The 20,021-nt window shown below is 56.4% G+C and carries 19 protein-coding genes and 1 pseudogene; 11 read left to right on the top strand and 9 right to left on the bottom strand.

Features of this window, described 5'->3' with window-relative positions:
• Positions 1–18: 18 nt before the first annotated feature.
• Positions 19–1,488 (bottom strand): molybdate ABC transporter ATP-binding protein ModF, encoded by a 1,470-nt coding sequence (gene modF / locus EPYR_RS12105; RefSeq protein ID WP_014539199.1) that lies wholly within the window; start codon positions 1,486–1,488, stop codon positions 19–21.
• Between the two features lie 333 nt (positions 1,489–1,821).
• Here modF and EPYR_RS12100 point away from each other — a divergent pair, with 333 nt between their 5' ends.
• Positions 1,822–2,883 (top strand): hypothetical protein, encoded by a 1,062-nt coding sequence (locus tag EPYR_RS12100; RefSeq protein ID WP_014539198.1) that lies wholly within the window; start codon positions 1,822–1,824, stop codon positions 2,881–2,883.
• 152 nt (positions 2,884–3,035) lie between these two features.
• Here EPYR_RS12100 and EPYR_RS12095 read toward each other — a convergent pair whose 3' ends face one another.
• Positions 3,036–4,244 (bottom strand): IS256 family transposase, encoded by a 1,209-nt coding sequence (locus tag EPYR_RS12095; protein WP_014539197.1) that lies wholly within the window; start codon positions 4,242–4,244, stop codon positions 3,036–3,038.
• Between the two features lie 83 nt (positions 4,245–4,327).
• Positions 4,328–4,738 (bottom strand): annotated as a pseudogene (locus EPYR_RS12090) (ATP-binding cassette domain-containing protein); the annotation flags it as partial.
• Between the two features lie 333 nt (positions 4,739–5,071).
• Here EPYR_RS12090 and EPYR_RS12085 point away from each other — a divergent pair.
• Positions 5,072–5,431: a hypothetical protein gene (locus tag EPYR_RS12085; protein WP_041474017.1), complete on the top strand. Its 360-nt coding sequence runs from the start codon at positions 5,072–5,074 to the stop codon at positions 5,429–5,431.
• Between the two features lie 554 nt (positions 5,432–5,985).
• Here EPYR_RS12085 and modE read toward each other — a convergent pair.
• Positions 5,986–6,765 carry a molybdenum-dependent transcriptional regulator gene (gene modE, locus EPYR_RS12080; protein ID WP_012668687.1) on the bottom strand — a complete coding sequence of 260 codons (780 nt, stop codon included), beginning with the start codon at positions 6,763–6,765 and terminating at the stop codon, positions 5,986–5,988.
• A 151-nt stretch (positions 6,766–6,916) separates the two neighbouring features.
• Here modE and EPYR_RS19355 point away from each other — a divergent pair, with 151 nt between their 5' ends.
• The 4 genes from EPYR_RS19355 to modC all read left to right on the top strand — a co-directional run bounded on the left by EPYR_RS19355 (position 6,917) and on the right by modC (position 9,753).
• Positions 6,917–7,081, top strand: coding sequence for an AcrZ family multidrug efflux pump-associated protein (locus EPYR_RS19355; protein WP_012668686.1), 165 nt, complete (start codon positions 6,917–6,919; stop codon positions 7,079–7,081).
• A 154-nt stretch (positions 7,082–7,235) separates the two neighbouring features.
• On the top strand, positions 7,236–8,009 hold the full coding sequence (gene modA, locus EPYR_RS12070) for a molybdate ABC transporter substrate-binding protein (RefSeq protein ID WP_012668685.1): 774 nt from the start codon (positions 7,236–7,238) through the stop codon (positions 8,007–8,009).
• Positions 8,006–8,695 (top strand): molybdate ABC transporter permease subunit, encoded by a 690-nt coding sequence (modB, locus tag EPYR_RS12065; protein ID WP_012668684.1) that lies wholly within the window; start codon positions 8,006–8,008, stop codon positions 8,693–8,695. Before modA ends, modB begins: the two co-directional genes overlap by 4 nt.
• Entirely contained in the window at positions 8,695–9,753 is a 1,059-nt protein-coding gene (gene modC / locus EPYR_RS12060) for a molybdenum ABC transporter ATP-binding protein ModC (protein WP_012668683.1), read from the top strand. Before modB ends, modC begins: the two co-directional genes overlap by 1 nt.
• A gap of 30 nt (positions 9,754–9,783) precedes the next feature.
• On the opposite strand, the gene EPYR_RS12055 is transcribed toward modC, so the two are convergent.
• Complete coding sequence (locus EPYR_RS12055) at positions 9,784–10,602, bottom strand: pyridoxal phosphatase (RefSeq protein ID WP_012668682.1); 819 nt, start codon at positions 10,600–10,602, stop codon at positions 9,784–9,786.
• A gap of 137 nt (positions 10,603–10,739) precedes the next feature.
• Between EPYR_RS12055 and pgl the strand changes: the two genes are divergently transcribed.
• Positions 10,740–11,732 carry a 6-phosphogluconolactonase gene (pgl, locus tag EPYR_RS12050; RefSeq protein WP_012668681.1) on the top strand — a complete coding sequence of 331 codons (993 nt, stop codon included), beginning with the start codon at positions 10,740–10,742 and terminating at the stop codon, positions 11,730–11,732.
• A 71-nt stretch (positions 11,733–11,803) separates the two neighbouring features.
• On the opposite strand, the gene EPYR_RS12045 is transcribed toward pgl, so the two are convergent.
• The 3 genes from EPYR_RS12045 to bioA all read right to left on the bottom strand — a co-directional run bounded on the left by EPYR_RS12045 (position 11,804) and on the right by bioA (position 14,746).
• Entirely contained in the window at positions 11,804–12,280 is a 477-nt protein-coding gene (locus EPYR_RS12045) for a kinase inhibitor (RefSeq protein ID WP_012668680.1), read from the bottom strand.
• Between the two features lie 40 nt (positions 12,281–12,320).
• Positions 12,321–13,376 (bottom strand): NADP-dependent oxidoreductase, encoded by a 1,056-nt coding sequence (locus tag EPYR_RS12040; protein WP_012668679.1) that lies wholly within the window; start codon positions 13,374–13,376, stop codon positions 12,321–12,323.
• A gap of 83 nt (positions 13,377–13,459) precedes the next feature.
• On the bottom strand, positions 13,460–14,746 hold the full coding sequence (gene bioA / locus EPYR_RS12035; protein WP_012668678.1) for an adenosylmethionine--8-amino-7-oxononanoate transaminase: 1,287 nt from the start codon (positions 14,744–14,746) through the stop codon (positions 13,460–13,462).
• Between the two features lie 88 nt (positions 14,747–14,834).
• On the opposite strand from bioA, the gene bioB reads away from it, so the two are divergent.
• Genes bioB through bioD form a run of 4 tightly spaced genes read left to right on the top strand, consistent with a single transcriptional unit; the run spans position 14,835 to position 18,420 of the window.
• Positions 14,835–15,866, top strand: coding sequence for a biotin synthase BioB (gene bioB, locus EPYR_RS12030; RefSeq protein ID WP_012668677.1), 1,032 nt, complete (start codon positions 14,835–14,837; stop codon positions 15,864–15,866).
• Complete coding sequence (gene bioF, locus EPYR_RS12025) at positions 15,866–17,020, top strand: 8-amino-7-oxononanoate synthase (protein ID WP_012668676.1); 1,155 nt, start codon at positions 15,866–15,868, stop codon at positions 17,018–17,020. Before bioB ends, bioF begins: the two co-directional genes overlap by 1 nt.
• A complete protein-coding gene (gene bioC, locus EPYR_RS12020) occupies positions 17,001–17,759 on the top strand; it encodes a malonyl-ACP O-methyltransferase BioC (protein WP_041474016.1) in 759 nt (252 codons plus the stop codon). The genes bioF and bioC overlap by 20 nt, the downstream gene beginning before the upstream one ends.
• Positions 17,752–18,420 (top strand): dethiobiotin synthase, encoded by a 669-nt coding sequence (bioD, locus tag EPYR_RS12015; protein ID WP_012668674.1) that lies wholly within the window; start codon positions 17,752–17,754, stop codon positions 18,418–18,420. Before bioC ends, bioD begins: the two co-directional genes overlap by 8 nt.
• A 52-nt stretch (positions 18,421–18,472) precedes the next feature.
• Here the strand turns inward: bioD and EPYR_RS12010 are convergent, their stop codons facing one another.
• Positions 18,473–19,189 carry an ABC transporter ATP-binding protein gene (locus tag EPYR_RS12010; protein WP_012668673.1) on the bottom strand — a complete coding sequence of 239 codons (717 nt, stop codon included), beginning with the start codon at positions 19,187–19,189 and terminating at the stop codon, positions 18,473–18,475.
• Positions 19,190–20,021: the final 832 nt, after the last annotated feature.

Raw genomic sequence — 20,021 nt, 5'->3', positions numbered from 1 at the left:
GCCGATGCTACGCCGGAATCAACGCTTATCCTGGCAATAGCGATATGCCTCGCCTTCAGGCACAAAACTCAGTCGATGAGTGATGCAGCGCGGCGCATCTTCCGCATGGTGCGAGACAAAAAGCAGCTGGGTGCGGCCCTCGCCGATCAGCACGTCAACAAAGCGGCGCACCAGCAGGCGGTTTAACGGGTCCAGCCCCTGCAACGGTTCGTCGAGGATCAGCAGCACCGGGTGTTTCACCAGTGCACGGGCGATGAGCACCAGCCGCTGCTGTCCCCAGGAAAGGTCGTGGAACGGCGAGTCCGCCATTGCCGCGCTGATGCCCAGCAGATCCAGCCACTGGCTGGCCAGCCGCCGCTGGCGGTCGGACACCGCCTGGTAAAGCCCAATCGAATCGAAATAGCCAGATATCAACACGTTACGTACGCTGCTACTGACGCGGTAATCAAGGTGCAGGCTGCTACTGACATAGCCAATATGCTGCTTGATATCCCAGATGGTCTCTCCGCTGCCACGGCGGCGGCCGAACAGCGTCAGGTCGTTACTATAGCCTTGCGGATGATCGCCGGTCACCAGACTGAGCAGGGTAGATTTCCCGGCCCCGTTCGGGCCGACAATTTGCCAGTGCTGGCCGCGTTCCACCTGCCAGTTAAGCTGATGCAGGACAGGACGATCGTTGTACGAAACCACGCCATTACACAGGACAATCAGCGGGGCGTCTTCCGCCAGCGCCGGGATAGCGCTGATATCGTCAGCTTCAGGCAGCGTCATGCCAGCCAGCGTTTCACTGTGCGCTAACTGTGCTACCAGAGCTTCGGCAAGGATAGCCTGGCGCTCGCCAGTACGGACAAGGGTACATTCTGCCAGCACGCCCACCCGATCGATAAACGCAGGAATATCATCAAAACGATTCAGCACCAGCGCCAGCGTGATCCCCCTGTGCTGCAGATCGCTGAGAACGGCGGCGAGAGCGGCGCGTGAAGCGATGTCCAGCCCGTCAAAGGGTTCATCGAGGATCAGCAGATCGGGCTGTGCCATCAGCGCCTGGCACAGCAGGGTTTTGCGCGTTTCCCCGGTCGAGAGATATTTAAAGCGGCGCGTCAGCAGGTGCCCGATGCCAAACAGCGCGGCCAGCTGTTGGCAGCGCTCTTCATTCCGGGTTTCTTCCTGAATGACNTCACTGACGAGATAACCCGTATCCTCTTCGTCAANGCTAAGCATATCGGTGTTATTGCGTTGCCACTCATCTTCAACTCTTTTCTGTAACTGCTCCAGTGACATGCGCCACGGGCGCTGAAACTGGCTGACGAGGCTGCCCGCCACGAGTAGCAGTTCGCCGGACAGGGCGCGCGCCAGCGAGGATTTACCGCTGCCATTAGCGCCAACAAAAGCCCAGCTTTCGCCAGACTGAACCATCAGCTCATTGAGATTAANCGTGCGGGTATCACTAAGGCGAAAGATACCCCGCGTGATGTGCAACATAGACATAGTTCATTCCCTTATATGCATCGCAAAGTCATCAGGTGATGCGACCCGCGTTTATAAACGCTCAGACCTGCATTTACCCCAATCTTCAGCCTACAGTAACGGCAAGCAGCGCCGACCTCAAATCCACAATATCTGAAAATAAACCTGCATTTCANTTTTCCGGCTCGCACCGGCTGAACTGAAAAACTGGCGAATAACCTGCTGTAACAGAGCTGCTCGTTGTAAAGGGAAAGATGCGTGTGCCCGAAATTTGACAGTATTCCTCCACTGGCAGGAATAATATGCCTTTCTTTGGGGATAACGACATGTTCTGTCAATATGGAAATATGAATAATGATGAATAATGCTATCGCTGGCTCCAGTCAAGCAAGGGGGGGTACATCCGAAAATGTGAAGACGACTCAAGACAAACTGAACCAAGACAAACCGAACATTTCAAAAAAGATAGTATCCGCTGTCAGTAATTGCTGTCTGTTTCCCCAGCAGGGCACTGGGCGCTTGGGGAAAAGTCCGCTGCAGGAATCAGGAATGTCAGAAAGCTGCAAACGAGCGCCGCTGGGCAAGAAAACGGGGATCGATAAGTTGCTTCGTAGTATTGATACAAAGAATATCGTCGACGGTTTGCCCTGGCCGAGTGTCAATAACGGCAAACCATGCGGTGAGACCATCAAAAATCATGAACTGATGCTCAAAGGGAGCATTCTTGGCCTTGAGGATAGTACGCTCGACTTTTTGGCGTCGCTGGGTGTCAATAACGGCGATCCATGGGATGAGGTCATCAAAAAAAAACGGACGGATAGACAACCGGTCACTCCCAACCTTGAAAAGGCCGTCGAAAATTTGGCCAAGCCGGACGTTAAGAAAGGCGAACTCTGCAGTTCGACGTCGATCCCGACCTCTCTGGAAGATTTAATGAACGAGAATATGGGATTGAATCATGTGAAATTAAATCTCGAAAGTTTTCGTCCTAGAAATTACGAGTTGTTTGACAAAATCATAAAAATGAGACCAGAAACAGAGAATTTTGAAGCAATACTTAGCGAGTATATTAAATATTTTTGCAAGGTCAGATTCGATATCCCGGATAATTTTTACAATGATGCAGATGCCTTTGACATGCTTAATAAGCTGAGTATAAGTTGTGATTACGATACTCGTCAATTAAGGGATGATTCACTAGATGAATGTCGTGATCGTTCTATCTATATTGAGGATAAGCTGGCACCAATAATGGCTAATTTCATGAAAAAATTGATTACGGATGGGCAAACTGTTGATACGAAGGATGAATTTGAGAAATTGTGTGTAGAATATGACTTGCATCTTGACGGTATGGGACGGGACATTATGTATAACCTGGCTTATGAATACGCCATAGAATACAACGAAGTGTGAACTAACCCGGAAACCTGGCAGCGAGAAGTGGGTATTTTTTATTGAAAGTCAAAACGCCTGCTGCTCGCAATGAATATTCATTTTCACTCACGCTAAAAGATAGTGATAATATTGCTCGACCCTGTAAANAATTCTGTGTAACTGCCACCGTATTAAAGGTGATCGCTCAGGCGNTCACCGAACTCGATAATAAAACGGCTCATTGCCAGCCGCCAGTTCTGGATCGGCATATTCCATTTTTTTGACGCCGACTGGATCGCCAGATAAATGACCTTTCTCACCGAGTCATCTGTCGGGAACACCTTTCGCTTTTTGATGGCTGCGCGGATCACGCTGTTCAGTGATTCGATGGCGTTCGTGGTGTAGATAGCCTTACGGATATCGGGCGGATAGCCGAAGAACGTATTAAGATTTTCCCAGTGTGTGCGCCAGCTCTTACTGATTTGCGGGTATTTCTCGTCCCAGATGCCTGCAAACTTATCCAGCGCCATCAGCGCCGCCTCTTCTGTCGGAGCCTGATACACCTTTTTCAGCCCGCCGGTGACGGCTTTGTAGTCCTTCCACGACACGTATTTCAGGCTGTTGCGCACCATATGAATAATACACAGCTGGATATGCGTCTGAGGATAAACGCTGTTTATCGCATCCGGGAAGCCCTTCAGTCCGTCCACACAGGCAATCAGGATGTCCTGAAGGCCCCGNTTTTTAAGCTCTGTCAGCACGCTGAGCCAGAACTTCGCGCCTTCGTTTTCTGCCAGCCACATGCCCAACAGCTCTTTCTGGCCTTCGGTATTAATGCCCAGAGCAAGGAAGACGGCTTTGTTAATCACGCTGCCACCGTGACGAACCTTGACCACAATACAGTCAAGATAAACGATGGGATACAGCGCATCCAGAGGCCGGGTTTGCCACTCTGCGACCTGCTCTTTGACCGCGTCGGTGACTTTGGATATCAGCGTGGGCGACACGTCAGCATCGTACATTTCCCTGAACGTGGCGACGATTTCCCGCGTGGTCATTCCTTTGGCGTACAGAGATAAAATCTGGCTGTCCATCTGCGTGATACGCGTCTGGCTTTTCTTTATCAACTGAGGCTGANAGGTGTTTTCACGGTCACGGGGCGTGCTGAGTTCAATNTCNCCGTCGTCGCACAGCACCGTTTTTGATGAGTAGCCGTTTCGGGTATTCGAGCCTGCTTTGGGAGCATTTTTCTCGTGCCCGGGGTGCTCTGTCAGTTCAGCATTCAGTGCTGTTTCGACGGTTAGTTTCGTCAGCATGCGGGAAAACGCATTGAGNTCGGCTTCGGTTTTAAGGCCTTTAGCCAGTTCAGCCGCAAGGGCCTTGAGTTTCTTTTCGTCCATAATGTGCCTGTCTCCGTTGTTGGAATGAACATATCAAAAACAGGCAGATACACAATTTAAATTACAGGCTCTATTCTGGCAGCTGATTTGCCAGTGCTGGCCGCGTTCCACCTGCCAGCCAGAGTTTCACTATGCGCTAACTGTGCTACCAGGGCTTCATCTTTGCTCTCTTCCTGAATGACTTCACTGACGAGATAACCCGTATCCTCTTCGTCAANGCTAAGCATATCGGTGTTATTGCGTTGCCACTCGTCTTCCACCCGCTGTTGTAACTGCTCCAGGGAGAGACGCCACGGGCGCAGGAACCGGTTGACGAGGCTGCCTTTCATGGGTGCCAGTTCGCCAGACAGGGCGCGCGGCAGCGAGGATTTACCGCTGCCATTAGCGCCAACAAAAGCCCAGCTTTCGCCAGACTGAACCATCAGCTCATTGAGATTAANCGTGCGGGTATCACTAAGGCGAAAGATACCCCGCGTGATGTGCAACATAGACATAGTTCATTCCCTTATATGCATCGCAAAGTCATCAGGTGATGCGATCCGCGTTTAAAAATGTTCAGAACCGCATTTACCCCGATCTTCAGCCTACAGTAACGGCAAGCAGCGCTGGCCTCAAACCCACAATATCTGAAAATAAACCTGCATTTCANTTTTCCGGCTCGCACCGGCTGAACTGAAAAACTGGCGAATAACCTGCTGTAACAGAGCTGCTCGTTGTAAAGGGAAAGATGCGTGTGCCCGAAATTTGACAGTATTCCTCCACTGGCAGGAATAATATGCCTTTCTTTGGGGATAACGACATGTTCTGTAAATAAGGAAATATGAAAAATGATGAATAATGCTATCGCTGGCTCCAGTCAAGCCAGTCAAGCAGGGGAGGTTACATTCGAAAATGTGCAGGCGACTCCATACCAATCGAACATTTTAAATAATATAGCATCCGCTATGAGTGAATACGGTCTGTGTCCCTTGCAGGATAATGCCCAAGAACGTGTCCGGAACGGCAAGACGAATTCCAGTACCAGTTGCGACCATAAGATTCAGGGCACAAGTGGTGTGGAGGGGGAGGCTGCTCTGAACGACAACCTCTCTAAGAAAATAGAGTTTGTCTTAAATGACTCGGCTGAAGTTCAGCAGCGGCAGCAGCGGATCATTGATAATTTGGAGTATGTTTTAAGGAAGAGCTAAGACAGTTGCGGGGGAGCCAGAGAAGGTGAAATCGCGCACCCCGATGGCAGCCTCGCATCTCAGGTGGATCTCATCGAGAGGAAGGCCATGCAACGTGTCTGTAAGGGCGAAGACTGGCGTGGTGTGGCCAGGGAATGCAAAATCACGCACCCACTAGCTCTTGACATACTTCAGCGTGAGGCCAGCAAGCGTGTGGCCACCAGGTAAGACGGAAGCATGGATTTCTGAGCCATTTTCTCTCGTCTATAGATAGCAGACTTTGATCAGGTTGCATCCGTAAGTGCGAAGCCGACGCCACACCAGTAGGGCATTCTGCCAGGGGCAGAACCCGTTGCCGGTACAGACTGGTCGTCCATACTGCGCCCCAGGCAAAGACCGTAGGGAGCCGGAATGTCAAAACCGGGGGCTAACCGTTCGATCTGATTTGTACCGTGCGCGGTATCAATAAGCTGTCTTTTAGGCTGGCGCGCAGTATTGTGCCGTCAGCTGGCAGAAATGGGAGGGAAGTCATGTGGCGGCGGGTTTACCTGTTTGCTCCTTCTCATTTAACGGATTCACAGCAGCGTGGCGATAATAACGCGATCGGCATTAAAACATGCGGTAACGGCGGTTCCCGCCTGGAGATCCTGCCGGGCAATAAGCTGATTCTCCACCGTGGCGCACAGCGTTGTGCCACCCCCTACGGCGATCAGCACTTCACTGTGCGTTTCTCCCGGTTCAATCTGGCTGATGGTTCCGGCCAGCTGATTATCCGCCTTTTCAGCGCCGCATGTGACGTTAATCCACGGTGCTTTGATCAGCACCAGCACCTCTTTGCCTGGCTCCAGCAGCAGCCGGTCGGCGCTCTGTTCGGTCAGCGCAACCTGAATGTGGGTAACGCCATCGTTCAGCAGTACGGTGACCTGCTGCTGCACCGGCTGAAAATCGCGGGCGATGACGGTGCCGGACAGCTGGTTGCGTGCGCTGGTTTGTAAAGAAAATCGGGCAATCGCAGCGAGCAGGCTGCCGGGTTGGGCATCATTCTGCAAAACGTCAAAGGCTCTTTGCTGGATTTGCTCAAGCAGCGCATACAGCTGCATCAGGCGCTCGCCAAAGGGGGTGACGACGGCACCGCCGCCGCCTCTGCCGCCGGTAGCGCGTTCTACCAGCGTGCTACCGGCCAGCTGATTCATCTCACTGACGGCATCCCAGGCGCTTTTATAGCTGATGCCCGCCAGTCTGGCACCTTGACTGATGGAGCCGCTCTTTTGCACCTGGCGCAGCAGTTCGATGCGGCGCGGGTCGGCAAACAGCCGCTGCTGTACTTTCAGGATCAGGGCAATTTCAGCCTGCATAAGCGCTCCGGAAGCGAAAGGGAAACGTTGATTGTAACAGCTGGCGGCGGTGCGGCGCGGCGAAATAATTGCGTGAGAAGGCACAAAAGGGCAGTGCGTTGTGCGACTCTGGCGTTACAATTAAGTTTTTATTCATCAAGATGAGGTTTCCATGCTGGAATTACTGAAAGGCCTTGCGGTAGCCGTTTTGATGGTGCCGGTTGTGATGGCGATTATTCTTGGTCTGATTTGGGGACTGGGCGAAGTATTCAACGTTATTTCCAAATTGGGTCATCGTGACGGCTCGTCGGCAAATAAAAGCCATTCTGCCCGCTAAATCTCGCACGCTGTTCTCAACGCCCGGTCATGCCGGGCGTTCTCTTTGCTGCCGCCGTTAACCTTTTTCTTTCCGCTGCCGATATTATTGGTAACGACTCTCCGATACATCGTTATATCATTAGATATACAACGAACCTCACTGGAGAATGACCATGTCTGTAAAATGGAACCACTGGCTGGTTGCTGGCTGCATCGGTCTGAGTATGGCCGGTCATGCGCTGGCGTCAGAAAATGTGACGGTGTTCGCCGCTGCCTCTCTGACCAACGCCTTGCAGGATATCGCCAGTCAGTATGAAAAGGGAAAAGCGGTGAAGATTGTCTCTTCGTTTGCCTCCTCTTCAACGCTGGCACGCCAGATAGAGCAGGGCGCTCCGGCGGATATCTTTATCTCTGCCGACCAGCAGTGGATGGACTATGCTGCCGCTAAGAACGCTATCGACAACAGCAGCCGCGTCACTTTGTTGGGTAACGATCTGGTGCTGATAGCGCCGACGACGGCTCATCCGCAGCCGGTCAGTATCAGTCAAAGCACCGACTGGAACAGCCTGCTGAAAGGTCAGCGCCTGGCGGTCGGCGATCCCGATCATGTTCCGGCGGGCATTTATGCCAAACAAGCGCTGGAAAACCTCGGCGCATGGCAGCAGCTCTCGCCGCTGATGGCACGCAGTAACAGCGTGCGGGCCGCGCTGGCGCTGGTAGAACGTGATGAAACCCCGTACGGCATCGTATATGGTTCCGATGCGGTGGCGAGTAAAAAGGTCAAGGTGGTTGGCGTATTCCCGCCGGACAGCCACAAACCGGTGGAGTACCCGCTGGCGTTGGTAAAGGGGCATAATAATGGCAGCGCGACGGCTTTCTATCTCTATCTGAAAGGGCCGCAGGCTGCGGTGATTTTCAAACAATATGGATTTGCCACGCAGAAATGATCCTCAGTGAACCCGAATGGCAGGCGGTGGCGCTAAGCCTGAAAGTATCCGTTATGGCGGTGGCCTGTAGCCTGCCGTTCGGCATTCTGATGGCGTGGATCCTGGTGCGCTGTCAGTTTCGCGGCAAAACCCTGCTCGACAGCGTAATCCATCTGCCGCTGGTGCTGCCGCCGGTGGTGGTCGGCTATCTGCTACTGCTCGGGTTCGGGCGACGCGGGGTCATTGGCAAATATCTTTATGACTGGTTCGGCTTTACCTTTGCCTTTAGCTGGCGCGGTGCGGCATTAGCCTCGGCGGTGATTGCCTTCCCGCTAATGGTGCGCGCTATCCGCCTGGCGCTGGAAGCGGTGGACCGCAAGCTGGAGCAGGCGGCGCGTACGCTGGGAGCCGGGCGCTGGCGGGTGTTGTTCACCATTACGCTGCCGCTGACGCTGCCGGGGATTATCGTCGGTACGGTGCTTGGCTTCGCCCGTTCGTTAGGCGAGTTCGGTGCCACCATTACCTTCGTATCGAATATTCCGGGTGAAACCCGTACCTTGCCTTCGGCGATGTACACGCTGATTGAAACGCCCGGTGCTGAAAGCGCGGCAGCGCGCCTCTGCGTCATTGCCATCCTGCTGGCGCTGGCTTCGCTACTGCTTTCCGAATGGCTGACCCGTTGGGGTCGTCAGCGCCTGGGGCTTTGATGCTGGAACTCGATTTCACGCAACGGCAGGGCGATCACTGCCTTGCAATAAAGGCTTCGCTGCCCGCCAGCGGGGTGACCGCTATTTTCGGCGTTTCCGGTGCCGGTAAAACCTCACTGATTAACGCCATCGCCGGGCTTAGCGTGCCGCAGCAGGGGAGTATTACGCTCAACGGGCGGGTGTTGAGCGATACGGCCAGCGATACCTGGCTGCCGGTGGAGAAACGGCGTATTGGCTATGTCTTTCAGGATGCCCGCCTGTTCCCGCACTACCGGGTGCGCGGCAATCTGCAATACGGCATGGCGAAATCAATGCGTGAGCAGTTTGCAGACGTGGTACAGATGCTGGGGATTGAACCGCTACTGGATCGCTTCCCGTGGACGTTATCAGGTGGCGAGAAACAACGCGTGGCCATTGGCCGGGCGCTGCTGTCCGCGCCGGAGATACTGCTGATGGACGAGCCGCTGGCCGCGCTCGATCTGCCGCGCAAGCGCGAGCTGTTAGCCTGGCTACAAACGCTGGCGCGCCGGGTTAACACGCCGATCCTGTATGTCAGCCATAGCCTGGATGAACTGCTGCATCTGGCCGATAACGTGATGGTGCTTGACCAGGGCACGGTAAAAGCATTTGGCCCGCTGGAGAAAGTCTGGGCCAGCAGCGCCATGCGGCCGTGGCTGGCCAGCCGCGATCGCAGCAGCATTTTACGCGTGCAGGTGCTGAAACAGCATCCGTATTACGAGATGACCGCGCTGTCGCTGGGCGACCAGCATATCTGGGTCAACCGCGTGGATGCACCGCTGAATACGCCGCTGCGCATTCGCATTCAGTCGGCAGACGTCTCGCTGGTGCTGAAGCTGCCGGTTAGCAGCAGCATCCGTAATGTGATCCCCGCCAGAGTTGACGAACTTCTTGAAATTAACAATCAGGTCGAGGTCAGGCTGCTGGTGGGGCAGAGCGAGCTGTGGGCGCGGATTACCCCCTGGGCGCGTGATGAGCTGATGATCAAGCCAAATATGTGGCTGTTTGCCCAGATCAAAAGCGTGTCGATTACCACCTGACTCACCGCACAGGGGCGCAGGTGGCGTAGGTTAAAGAACCTCGCGGTAAATCGTTTCGGCGATGCCTGCTTGCAGATTGCTGCCGATAACGCGGTGCGCCCGATCCTTGATCGCCTGGTCCGCATTACCCATTGCCACGCCGAGACCCACGGTTTCCAGCATGCTGAGGTCGTTATAGTTATCGCCAAAGGCAATCACTTCACTCATCTGGTAACCGTTAGCCGCTACCCATTGCGCCAGGCGTTTGCCCTTGCTGTTACCGGCTTTGGCAATATCAACCTGATCGTGCCAGGACCATTCACAGGCCAGACCCATTTCTGCTTCCACGCGTGAGGCAAACTGCTGTAACGCATCGGTATCGGAATGGGCGAGGGCAAATTTCCAGATGGATTGCGCATCGCGTGCCGCGTCTGCCAGACTGTCGACCTGCAAAAACGTTGGGCGTTGTGCCGGCGGCAGGGACTGCGCCCAGTGCAGGGTACGGGTTACATGGCCCATTGCGGTTTGGTAGAGCATCGCATTATCGATATACAGCAGGCCGTTAATGCCCGCCTGGTCAAGCATTTCAAGCACCCGCAGCGTTTGCGGCAGCGGCAGCGGGTCGGATTCCAACACGGTTTTAGCCTGGTAATCATACAAATAAGTGCCGTTACAGCAAATTGCAGGTGTATCCAGCGCCAGCGCCTGATAAAAAGGGTGGATAGCCACATGATGACGACCGGTCACGATAAGGATTTTGACACCCGCCTGCTGCGCTTTCTTCAGCGCTTCCAGTGAGGCGGGCAAAATGGTCTTATCCGGGGTTAACAGCGTGCCGTCCAGATCGAGGGCGATGATACGATAGCTCATAACAGTTTCCGTGACGCAAAAGAGTCAATAAGTGTACACCTTGTGACGCCAGTGACAAAACTGGCGGTGCAATCGTTCGGTGACGGTGGTGGAACTTCGCCACCGTGATGATTTTCTGTTCAGAACAAGGAGCATTGATGAAACAAGTTGTTTATACCGCCAGCCCGGAGAGCCAGCAGATCCACGTCTGGCAGCTGAATGAAGAGGGTGCACTGACGCTATTACAGGTGGTGGATGCGCCGGGCCAGGTACAGCCGATGGTAGTCAGCCCGGATAAAGCCTTTCTTTATGTTGGCGTACGCCCGGATTTCCGCGTGGTGGCATACCAGATTGATGCCGAAGGCAAACTGAAAGAGGCAGGGTACGCGCCGCTACCAGGCAGTCCGACACATATTTCTACCGATCGGCAAGGGCGCTTTATCTTTGTCGGCTCGTATAACGATGCCTGCGTCAGCGTCAGTCCGATTGGCGCTAACGGATTACCGGGCGCGCCGCTACAGGTGGTGAAAGGACTGGAAGGTTGCCATTCGGCCAATATCGATTCGGGCAATAAGACGCTGTTTGTGCCCGCGCTGAAGCAGGATCGTATCGCGCTGTTTAGCCTGGATAATCAGGGTAAACTGACGCCGTGCGCGCAGGCTGAAGTCAAATCCCGTGCAGGTGCCGGCCCGCGTCATATGGCGTTCCACCCAAATCAGCGTTACGCCTACAGCGTCAATGAGCTGGACAGCAGCGTTGACGTCTGGGATATCAGCGGTGACCAGGTGCAGAAAGTGCAGTCGGTGGATGCGCTGCCGGAAGGGTTCAGCGACACGCGCTGGGCGGCCGATATTCATATCACCCCGGACGGGAGTCATCTGTACAGCTGCGATCGCACCGCCAGCAATATCACCATCTTCAGCATCAGCGCTGATGGCAGCAGCCTGAAGGTGGAGGGCTACCAGCCGACCGAAACGCAGCCACGCGGTTTCGATATTGACCACAGCGGTCAGTATCTGGTGGCGGCCGGGCAGAAATCCCATCATATTGAAGTGTACAAAATCAGCACCGATCGCGGTCTGCTACAGCCGCTGGCGCGTTACGCCGTGGGTCAGGGGCCGATGTGGGTAGCAATCAATCAGCTGGACTGATCAAGCCGGTTTGCCATCCTGCTGCGGTTAACAAGGCGGAGCAGATAAACCGCTCCGCCTGAACGCCACGATCAGTTGTACATTGCGGTGATCGACGCGCTGGCCAGTGCATGGAAATGCACATTAAAGCCTACCAGCGCACCGCTGGCGTGTTCATCAACGTCCAGCCTGCCAACATCCAGCGCGTGGACGGTAAAAATATAACGGTGGCTTTCCCCTTTTGGCGGAGCCGCGCCGCCGTAGCCCGCGCTGCCAAAATCAGTACGCGTCTGTAAGCTGCCGGTCGGCAGTTCAGCCTTGCCCGAACCTGCACCCGGCTTCAGCTCACGCGTGTCGGCGGGCAGGTTGGCGACCACCCAGTGCCACCAGCCGGAACCGGTGGGCGCATCGGGATCGTAGCAGGTGACAACAAAACTTTTCGTGCCTGGCGGCACATCGTCCCAGGCGAGATGGGGTGACAGGTTATCGCCCTGGTAGCCCATCGCATTCAACACCTGGCGCTCCGGGAGCTTATCGCCGTGGTTAAAATCCTGGCTAATGAGTTTCATCTTGACTCCGGTTGTGGTTATTTCCTGTTGAAGCAATACCTTAACGCTTTATTACCGGCTTGTCTTGTGCCACGCGCACCACCACTTTGCCGAAATTATTCCCTTTAAGCATGCCGATTAACGCTTCTGGTGCATTGTCCAGCCCGTCGATAATGTCTTCGCGGAAAACCAGCCTGTCTTCGGCGACCCACTGGCTCATCTGGCGGAAAAACTCGTCAAAGCGCTGGCCATAATCCTGATTGATAATAAAACCTTCAATGCGCAGACGCTTACGCAGAATGGCGCTTTGCAGCAGCGGCAGGCGATCGGGGCCATCAGCGATGCCGGTGCTGTTGTAGTCGGCGATCAGTCCGCAGACCGGAATACGGCCTTTGGCATTCATCAGCGGCAGTACGCTGTTAAACACCTTACCGCCAACGCTTTCAAAATAAACGTCGATGCCGTCCGCGCAGTGGCGACTAAGATTTTCTGCCAGATTATCATCACGGTGATCGAGGCAGCGGTCGAAGCCCAGCACCTGTTCGGCATAACGGCACTTCTCCGCGCCTCCGGCGATTCCCACCACATGGCAGCCCTTCAGTTTGGCGATCTGCCCCACCAGCGAACCTACCGCTCCCGTGGCGGCAGCCACCACCACCGTTTCTCCCGGCTGCGGATTGCCGATATCCAGCAGTCCCATATAGGCGGTAAATCCCGGCATGCCCAGCATGCCCAGCGCCCATGACGGATGATCAAGCACCGGGCCGCTAAGCTTAATCAGATCGCGCCCGTCCGACAGGGCGAAATCCTGCCAGCCGCTGCCGCTGACAACCCAGTCGCCAACGCGAAAATCCGCGTGTTCAGAGCGCTCAACCAACGCCACCGTGCCGCCGCACATCACCTCGTTCAGCGCCACCGGCGGGGCGTAGGAGGGGGCATCGCTCATGCGCCCGCGCATATACGGGTCCAGCGACAGCCAGACGGTGCGCAACAGCACCTGCCCGTCAGCAGGCTGCGGCACCGGCTGCGTGTCATGACGGAAATTGGCGGCGGTTGGCGCGCCGTGCGGGCGTGAAGCCAGCAGCAGGCGGCGGTTAGTCTGTTTATCTTGTGGCATATTCCCCTCCAGGGCGTATTGACTTAAGCAAACCAGCTAAAAGCGTAGTGCATCGTGCTGGTTGCTGCCTGGCAGCATGGGCGCTAGCTGAACAGCCCGGGGCGGGCGATAGCCGCGCTGACGGCATCGGTTAACTGCTGCAACGCCTCCGGCGTAATGACATACGGCGGCATCAGGTAAATCAGCTTGCCAAATGGCCGGATCCAGACGCCCTGTTCAACAAAGAACTGCTGCATCGTCGCCAGCGCCACAGGACGCTGCGTTTCCACCACGCCGATCGCGCCCAGCACCCGCACATCGGCGACTTCCGGCTGCGCGTTCAACGGCAGTAGCGCTGCGCGTAGCTGGTTTTCAATCGCCGCCACCTGAGCCTGCCAGCGGTTCTCCTGCAACAGCGCCAGACTTTCGCTGGCGACGGCACAGGCCAGCGGGTTGCCCATAAACGTGGGGCCGTGCATAAAGCAGCCCGCCGCGCCGTTGCTGATGGTGTCGGCAACGTGGCGGGTGGTTAGCGTGGCGGAAAGCGTCATGGTGCCACCGGTCAGCGCCTTACCAACGCAAAGAATATCCGGGCTGATAGCCGCATGTTCACAGGCAAACAGCCTGCCGGTGCGGCCAAAACCGGTGGCGATCTCATCGGCGATCAGCAGCAGCCGATAACGGTCGCAGAGCGCACGTACCCGTTGCAGATAGCGCGGATGGTAAAAGCGCATTCCGCCCGCGCCCTGCACGATCGGTTCAAGGATCACCGCCGTCAGCTGGCGGTGATGCTGGCTTATCAGCTGCTCAATGGCATCGGCGTCACTTTCCTGCCATTCGTCATCGAAGCGGCAGCCGGGCGCGGGCGCGAACAGATGTTCAGGCAGATAGCCCTGATACAGGCTGTGCATGGCGTTTTGCGGGTCGCACACCGACATGGCGGCAAAGGTATCGCCATGATAGCCGTGACGCAGCGTAAGAAAGCGCTGCCGCTTTTCACCACGCGCCTGCCAGTATTGCAGCGCCATTTTCATCGCCACTTCCACCGAGACTGAACCCGAATCAGCAAGGAACACGCACTCCAGTCGAGCTGGCGTGATCGCCACCAGCCTGCGGCACAGCGCCACCGCCGCCGGATGGGTAATCCCGCCAAACATCACATGCGACATCTGTGTTAACTGGGCCTGAAGCGCCTGATTAAGACGTGGATGATTGTAGCCGTGAATGGCGGCCCACCAGGAAGACATGCCGTCCACCAGCTGACGGCCATCAGCCAGCCGGAGCGCGGTTCCCTCGGCGGCAACCACCGGGTAGCAGGGCAGTGGTGCGCTCATTGAGGTATAGGGGTGCCAGATATGGTCACGGTCAAAAGCCAAATCGTCCGGGGTCATAAAATCACTTGTAAACCAAAAATAAAAAAATTAGTTTACAAGTATAACCAGGCCGTACAGACAATTGACAGATTTTTTGGAGCAAGCAATGGTAACACGTTGGACTCTTTCTCAGGCACAGGCGCTGTTTGAAAAGCCTTTTCTCGAACTGATGTTCGAAGCCCAGCTCACTCATCGCCAGCATTTTGATCCGCGACAGGTTCAGGTCAGTACGCTGCTGTCGATCAAAACCGGCGCCTGTCCGGAAGACTGTAAATACTGCCCGCAAAGCGCCCGTTACAAAACCGGGCTGGAATCCGAACGCTTGATGGAGGTGGAAGAGGTGCTCAGTTCGGCGCGTAAGGCTAAAGCCGCCGGATCGGGGCGTTTCTGCATGGGGGCCGCGTGGAAGAATCCCCACGAGCGCGATATGCCGTATCTGGAAAAGATGGTGCAGGGGGTGAAGGCAATGGGGATGGAAACCTGCATGACGCTGGGTTCGCTCAGTCAGCAGCAGGCGCAGCGGCTGGCAGATGCCGGGCTGGATTTTTATAACCACAACCTTGATACCTCGCCGGAGTTTTACCGCAGTATCATTACTACGCGCAGCTATCAGGATCGCCTTGATACGCTGGGTCAAGTGCGCAATGCCGGGATCAAAGTCTGTTCCGGCGGCATTGTCGGGCTGGGCGAAACGGTGCAGGATCGCGCCGGATTATTAGTGCAGCTGGCAAACCTGCCGGAGCCGCCGGAAAGCGTGCCGATCAACATGCTGGTCAAGGTGAAAGGCACGCCGCTGGCCGATAACGATGACGTCGACCCGTTTGATTTTGTGCGCACCATCGCGGTGGCGCGCATTATGATGCCGCGCTCCCATGTTCGACTTTCTGCCGGACGTGAGCAGATGAGCGAACAGACCCAGGCGCTATGCTTTATGGCCGGAGCCAACTCCATTTTCTACGGCTGCAAACTACTGACCACCCCCAATCCGGAAGAGGATAAAGACCTGCTGCTGTTCCGCAAGCTGGGGCTTAATCCACAGCACAGCACCATGCAATCCGGGGATAACGCGCAGCAGCAGGCGCTGACCGCCCGTGTGCTGAATGCCGACAGCGAACTGTTTTACAACGCGGCGCTGTGATGAGTTGGTCACAGCGGATTGAGCAGGCGCTGGTCAAGCGCCGCCTGAACGGACAATATCGCCAGCGCCAGCTCAGCCAGCAGGCGGATGCCCGCGCGCTCAGCGTGGCGGGGCGTCAATATCTTAATTTTTCCGCCAATGATTACCTGGGCCTTAGCCACGACAGGCGCATCGTCAGCGCCTGGCAGCAGGGGGCAGAGCGCTATGGCGTGGGGGCTGGCGGATCGGCGCATGTCACCGGCTACCGCGCTCCCCAGGCGCAGCTGGAAGAGCAGCTGGCCGACTGGCTTGGCTACCCGCGTGCGCTGCTGTTTATCTCCGGTTTTGCCGCTAACCAGGCGGTGATAGCGGCGATGATGGCAAAAAAAGACCGCATCTTCGCCGATAAGCTGTGCCACGCTTCGCTGCTGGAAGCCGCCAGCCTCAGTCCTGCCACTCTGCGCCGATTCAGCCATAACCAGCCGTCCGCGCTGGCGAAACTGCTGGCAACAGAAGGCGACGGAGAAACGCTGGTGGTGACGGAAGGCGTCTTCAGTATGGACGGTGACCGCGCCCCGCTGAAGTTACTTCACCCGCTGGCACGAACGCGTGGTGGCTGGCTGCTGGTGGATGACGCACATGGCGTGGGCGTTTGCGGCGAGCAGGGGCGCGGCAGCTGCTGGCAGCAGGGCGTACAGCCCGAACTGCTGATTGTCACCTTTGGTAAAGCGTTTGGCGTCAGCGGCGCGGCGCTGCTGTGTGATAACACCACTGCCGACTATCTGTTGCAGTTTGCCCGTCACCTGATTTACAGCACCGCCATGCCGCCTGCCCAGGCCTGTGCCATCCGGGCGGCATTGGGCTGCATTCAGCAGGGTGACGATCTGCGTCAGCGGCTGGCGACCAATGTCACCCGCTTTCGCCAGGGGGCGCTGGGGCTGTGCTGGCAGTTAGCTGCGTCCGACAGCGCCATTCAGCCGCTCATCGTCGGTGATGAGCAGAAAGCGCTGACGCTGGCACAGCGGTTGCGGGATCGCGGCTGCTGGGTGAGCGCCATCCGTCCACCCACCGTGCCGCCCGGTACCTCACGCTTGCGCATTACGCTAAGCGCCGCCCACCGGGCGGATGATATCGACCGCCTGCTGGAGGGACTGTATGCCACAGACGGTGAATAAACAGGCCGTGGCGGCGGCGTTTGGCCGCGCCGCCCGCAGCTATAACCAGCATGCAGAGCTGCAACGTCAGTGCGGCGAGCGGCTGCTGGAACATGCCCGCCCCGGTAATGCGCTGCGGGTGCTCGACGCAGGCTGTGGCACCGGCTGGTTCAGCCAGCGCTGGCGAGCGGGTGGGCATTGGGTTACCGCGCTCGATCTGTCAGAAAAGATGTTACAGCATGCGCGGGAAAATCAGGCGGCAGACTGTTATCTGCCTGGCGACATCGAAGCCTTACCCTTCGCCGACGCCAGTTTTGACCGCTGCTGGAGCAATCTGGCCGTCCAGTGGTGCAGCAGCCTGCCGCTGGCGCTGCGGGAACTGCGGCGCGTCACGAAACCGGGCGGGCAGGTGCTGTTTTCCACCCTGACGGAGGGGTCGCTCAAGGAAGTGAGCGCGGCCTGGCAGCAGATCGGGCGCAGTGCACCGCTCAACCGTTTTGCCAGCCTGCCGGTGATTGAGCAGGCGGCGGGTAGCCTGGCGTTGACGCTGGCCGGTTATACGCTAACGCTGGCCTTCCCGGACGTGCTCAGCGCGCTGCGTTCGCTGAAGGGGATTGGGGCAACCCATCTGCATCAGGGGCGTTCGAATGGCATGATAAGTCGGCGCGAGCTACAACAGCTGGAGCAGGTCTGGCAGCGCGATGCGCGCGGCTGCCTGTTAAGTTATCAACTGGTATCAGGAGTGATTGAGCGTGAGTAAACGTTGGTTTGTCACCGGGACCGATACGGAAGTGGGCAAAACCGTCGCCAGCTGCGCGTTACTGCAGGCGGCAACGGCGGGGGGCTACCGCTGTGCAGGTTACAAACCGGTGGCCACCGGCTGTGAAGTCACCGCGCAAGGGCTGCGTAATGAGGATGCGCTGGCACTACAGAAGTACAGCAGCGTGCGCTTGCCGTATGAGATGGTCAATCCGCTGGCGTTTGCCGAGCCGACTTCACCGCATATTATCAGCGCGGAGCAGCAGCGGCCCATCGCCGCCAGCCAGCTTTCTGCCGGACTGGCGGCGGTGGCACAGCGGGCTGAATGGGTGTTAACCGAAGGAGCGGGAGGATGGTTGACGCCGCTTGCAGCCAGCCTGACCTTCGCACAATGGGTAGAGCAGGAGCAGATGCCGGTGATTCTGGTGGTAGGGGTAAAGCTGGGCTGTATTAACCATGCGCTGCTGACCGCCGGGGCGGTGCTGTCCAGTGGTCTGCCGCTGGCGGGCTGGATAGCCAATGGCATCCAGCCTGCAGGCAAACGGCACCGGGAGTATCTGGCCACCTTGAACGCGCTGATAGCCGCGCCCTGTCTGGGTGAAATTCCCCATCTGGCTGGGGGCGGTCGGGACCACCTCGGCCGTTATCTCACCCTGCCATGATCCTCTCCGGCCAGGTGGTGAAACGGCCCGTGCCGCTGGCCAGCCGTGGCGATCACACCGCCAGCCACGTATTGACCACGCGGTCATCGAGCAGCGCCACTTTGCCGTGAGCCACATTACGTCCGCGATGCAGCAACAGAAAATAGTCGGCTACGCGACGGATAAACGACAGGCGCTGTTCCAGCAGCAGAATAGTCATACCAAAATCGTGACTCAGTCGATGGATCAGATTTCCCATCTCCTCTTCCAGCCACGGTGACATGCCTTCCGTGGGTTCATCCAGAATCAGCAGCCTGGGCTGCAATACCAGCGCACGCGCCAGCGCCAGCTGTTGCTGCTGGTCGATGGCCAGCTCACCGCTGCGCTGGTGGCGCAATGACCACAGCGCAGGAAACAGATCATAAACCCTCTTCGGGATCGCCCTGTGGCATGCCATACCTGCACCGGCCAACAGGGCGATTTGCAAATTCTCTTCAACGCTCATCTGAGAGAAAATGTGCCGTCCTTGTGGCACATAACCGATCCCCAGCGAGGCGCGGGTTTCCACCGGTTGCAGCAGCAGATCCTGTGGCGGCCCGCTGACACCCTGCCATGTCATGGAGCCGCTGTTGATCGGCAGATGTCCCATAATGCAGTTTACCAGCGTGGTTTTCCCCATGCCCTGCCGCCCGAGAATACCGGTGCAGGTACCGGGTTCAAGCTCCAAATCGACGTCCCACAAAATGTGGTTTTGCCCGTAGAACTGATTGACTGAACGTAAACTGAGCATCTGACACTCTCCTCCAGAAAGTTTTAGATCGCACCTGTTTTGCTTACGCTCTTTGTCGTATGGCAAACAGTCTGGCGTACCATGAACAACCGTTGCGGCTTGATGCTTTTCGCTATGGTGTTGTGAAAGCATCAGGCATTGCAGCGTAATGCTATGTCATTATCATGACCATGCAATCATCGCGCCAGGTGAGTGATGAGGCCGGCTTTTCGCGTTGCCTGCACCCTGGTGCAGGTTATTGATGAGCGCAGCTAAACTGTTCAGCGGGGTAAATAGCATTTTGCACTGGGTCAGTGCCTGCTGCTAATCAGTGATGGTGCAAGTGCCGGATCCGCTGGCAACCAGCCTGTACAACGTGGTATCACAGAGAAGATGCGCCAGGATGCGGTCAAATGTGTTTTTCAGTGCGTAACGGTGTGACGGCGGCGCTAAAAAAACCGCAGAAAAAAAATATTTACCGGACTTAACCGTACATGGGGATGAGTTATACACATCAGACGTCTCAAGCGCTGTAGACAGTTATCCACCATTCCTGTGGATAACCTTGTGTATTAGACTGTGAAAACTAGCGCAATACGAGAGCGGACGCGGCTTTGCTGCGGGTTGGTGCGAAACTCGGCTTTATTGAATATATGCTTAAAATCAACTGGTTATATAAAATCAATAATCTCTTACTGATGGAATCCATTGGTGAAGACTTTCAGCCGGCGCTCTTGACAAACAGTAAAATCTGAATCCTGTGGGGATAAGCTCTTTGCTTACCCGGTTCAGCTCCTGGCACCATGCCGGGCAATACAGCATCTCTGGCCGACAAAACGGCATCATGGCGTAT

The sequence above is a fragment of the Erwinia pyrifoliae DSM 12163 genome, assembly GCF_000026985.1.
Taxonomy (GTDB): domain Bacteria; phylum Pseudomonadota; class Gammaproteobacteria; order Enterobacterales; family Enterobacteriaceae; genus Erwinia; species Erwinia pyrifoliae.
Note: the sequence above shows the minus strand (reverse complement) of the source record. Positions and strands in the feature narration are given on the sequence as shown.

Coding starts and splice junctions, on each gene's coding strand:
- EPYR_RS12100 (WP_014539198.1), top strand. CDS start 1,822: ATGATGAATAATGCTATCGCTGGCTCCAGTCAAGCAAGGGGGGGTACA.
- EPYR_RS12085 (WP_041474017.1), top strand. CDS start 5,072: ATGATGAATAATGCTATCGCTGGCTCCAGTCAAGCCAGTCAAGCAGGG.
- modE (WP_012668687.1), bottom strand. CDS start 6,765: ATGCAGGCTGAAATTGCCCTGATCCTGAAAGTACAGCAGCGGCTGTTT.
- EPYR_RS19355 (WP_012668686.1), top strand. CDS start 6,917: ATGCTGGAATTACTGAAAGGCCTTGCGGTAGCCGTTTTGATGGTGCCG.
- modA (WP_012668685.1), top strand. CDS start 7,236: ATGTCTGTAAAATGGAACCACTGGCTGGTTGCTGGCTGCATCGGTCTG.
- modB (WP_012668684.1), top strand. CDS start 8,006: ATGATCCTCAGTGAACCCGAATGGCAGGCGGTGGCGCTAAGCCTGAAA.
- modC (WP_012668683.1), top strand. CDS start 8,695: ATGCTGGAACTCGATTTCACGCAACGGCAGGGCGATCACTGCCTTGCA.
- EPYR_RS12055 (WP_012668682.1), bottom strand. CDS start 10,602: ATGAGCTATCGTATCATCGCCCTCGATCTGGACGGCACGCTGTTAACC.
- pgl (WP_012668681.1), top strand. CDS start 10,740: ATGAAACAAGTTGTTTATACCGCCAGCCCGGAGAGCCAGCAGATCCAC.
- EPYR_RS12045 (WP_012668680.1), bottom strand. CDS start 12,280: ATGAAACTCATTAGCCAGGATTTTAACCACGGCGATAAGCTCCCGGAG.
- EPYR_RS12040 (WP_012668679.1), bottom strand. CDS start 13,376: ATGCCACAAGATAAACAGACTAACCGCCGCCTGCTGCTGGCTTCACGC.
- bioA (WP_012668678.1), bottom strand. CDS start 14,746: ATGACCCCGGACGATTTGGCTTTTGACCGTGACCATATCTGGCACCCC.
- bioB (WP_012668677.1), top strand. CDS start 14,835: ATGGTAACACGTTGGACTCTTTCTCAGGCACAGGCGCTGTTTGAAAAG.
- bioF (WP_012668676.1), top strand. CDS start 15,866: ATGAGTTGGTCACAGCGGATTGAGCAGGCGCTGGTCAAGCGCCGCCTG.
- bioC (WP_041474016.1), top strand. CDS start 17,001: ATGCCACAGACGGTGAATAAACAGGCCGTGGCGGCGGCGTTTGGCCGC.
- EPYR_RS12010 (WP_012668673.1), bottom strand. CDS start 19,189: ATGCTCAGTTTACGTTCAGTCAATCAGTTCTACGGGCAAAACCACATT.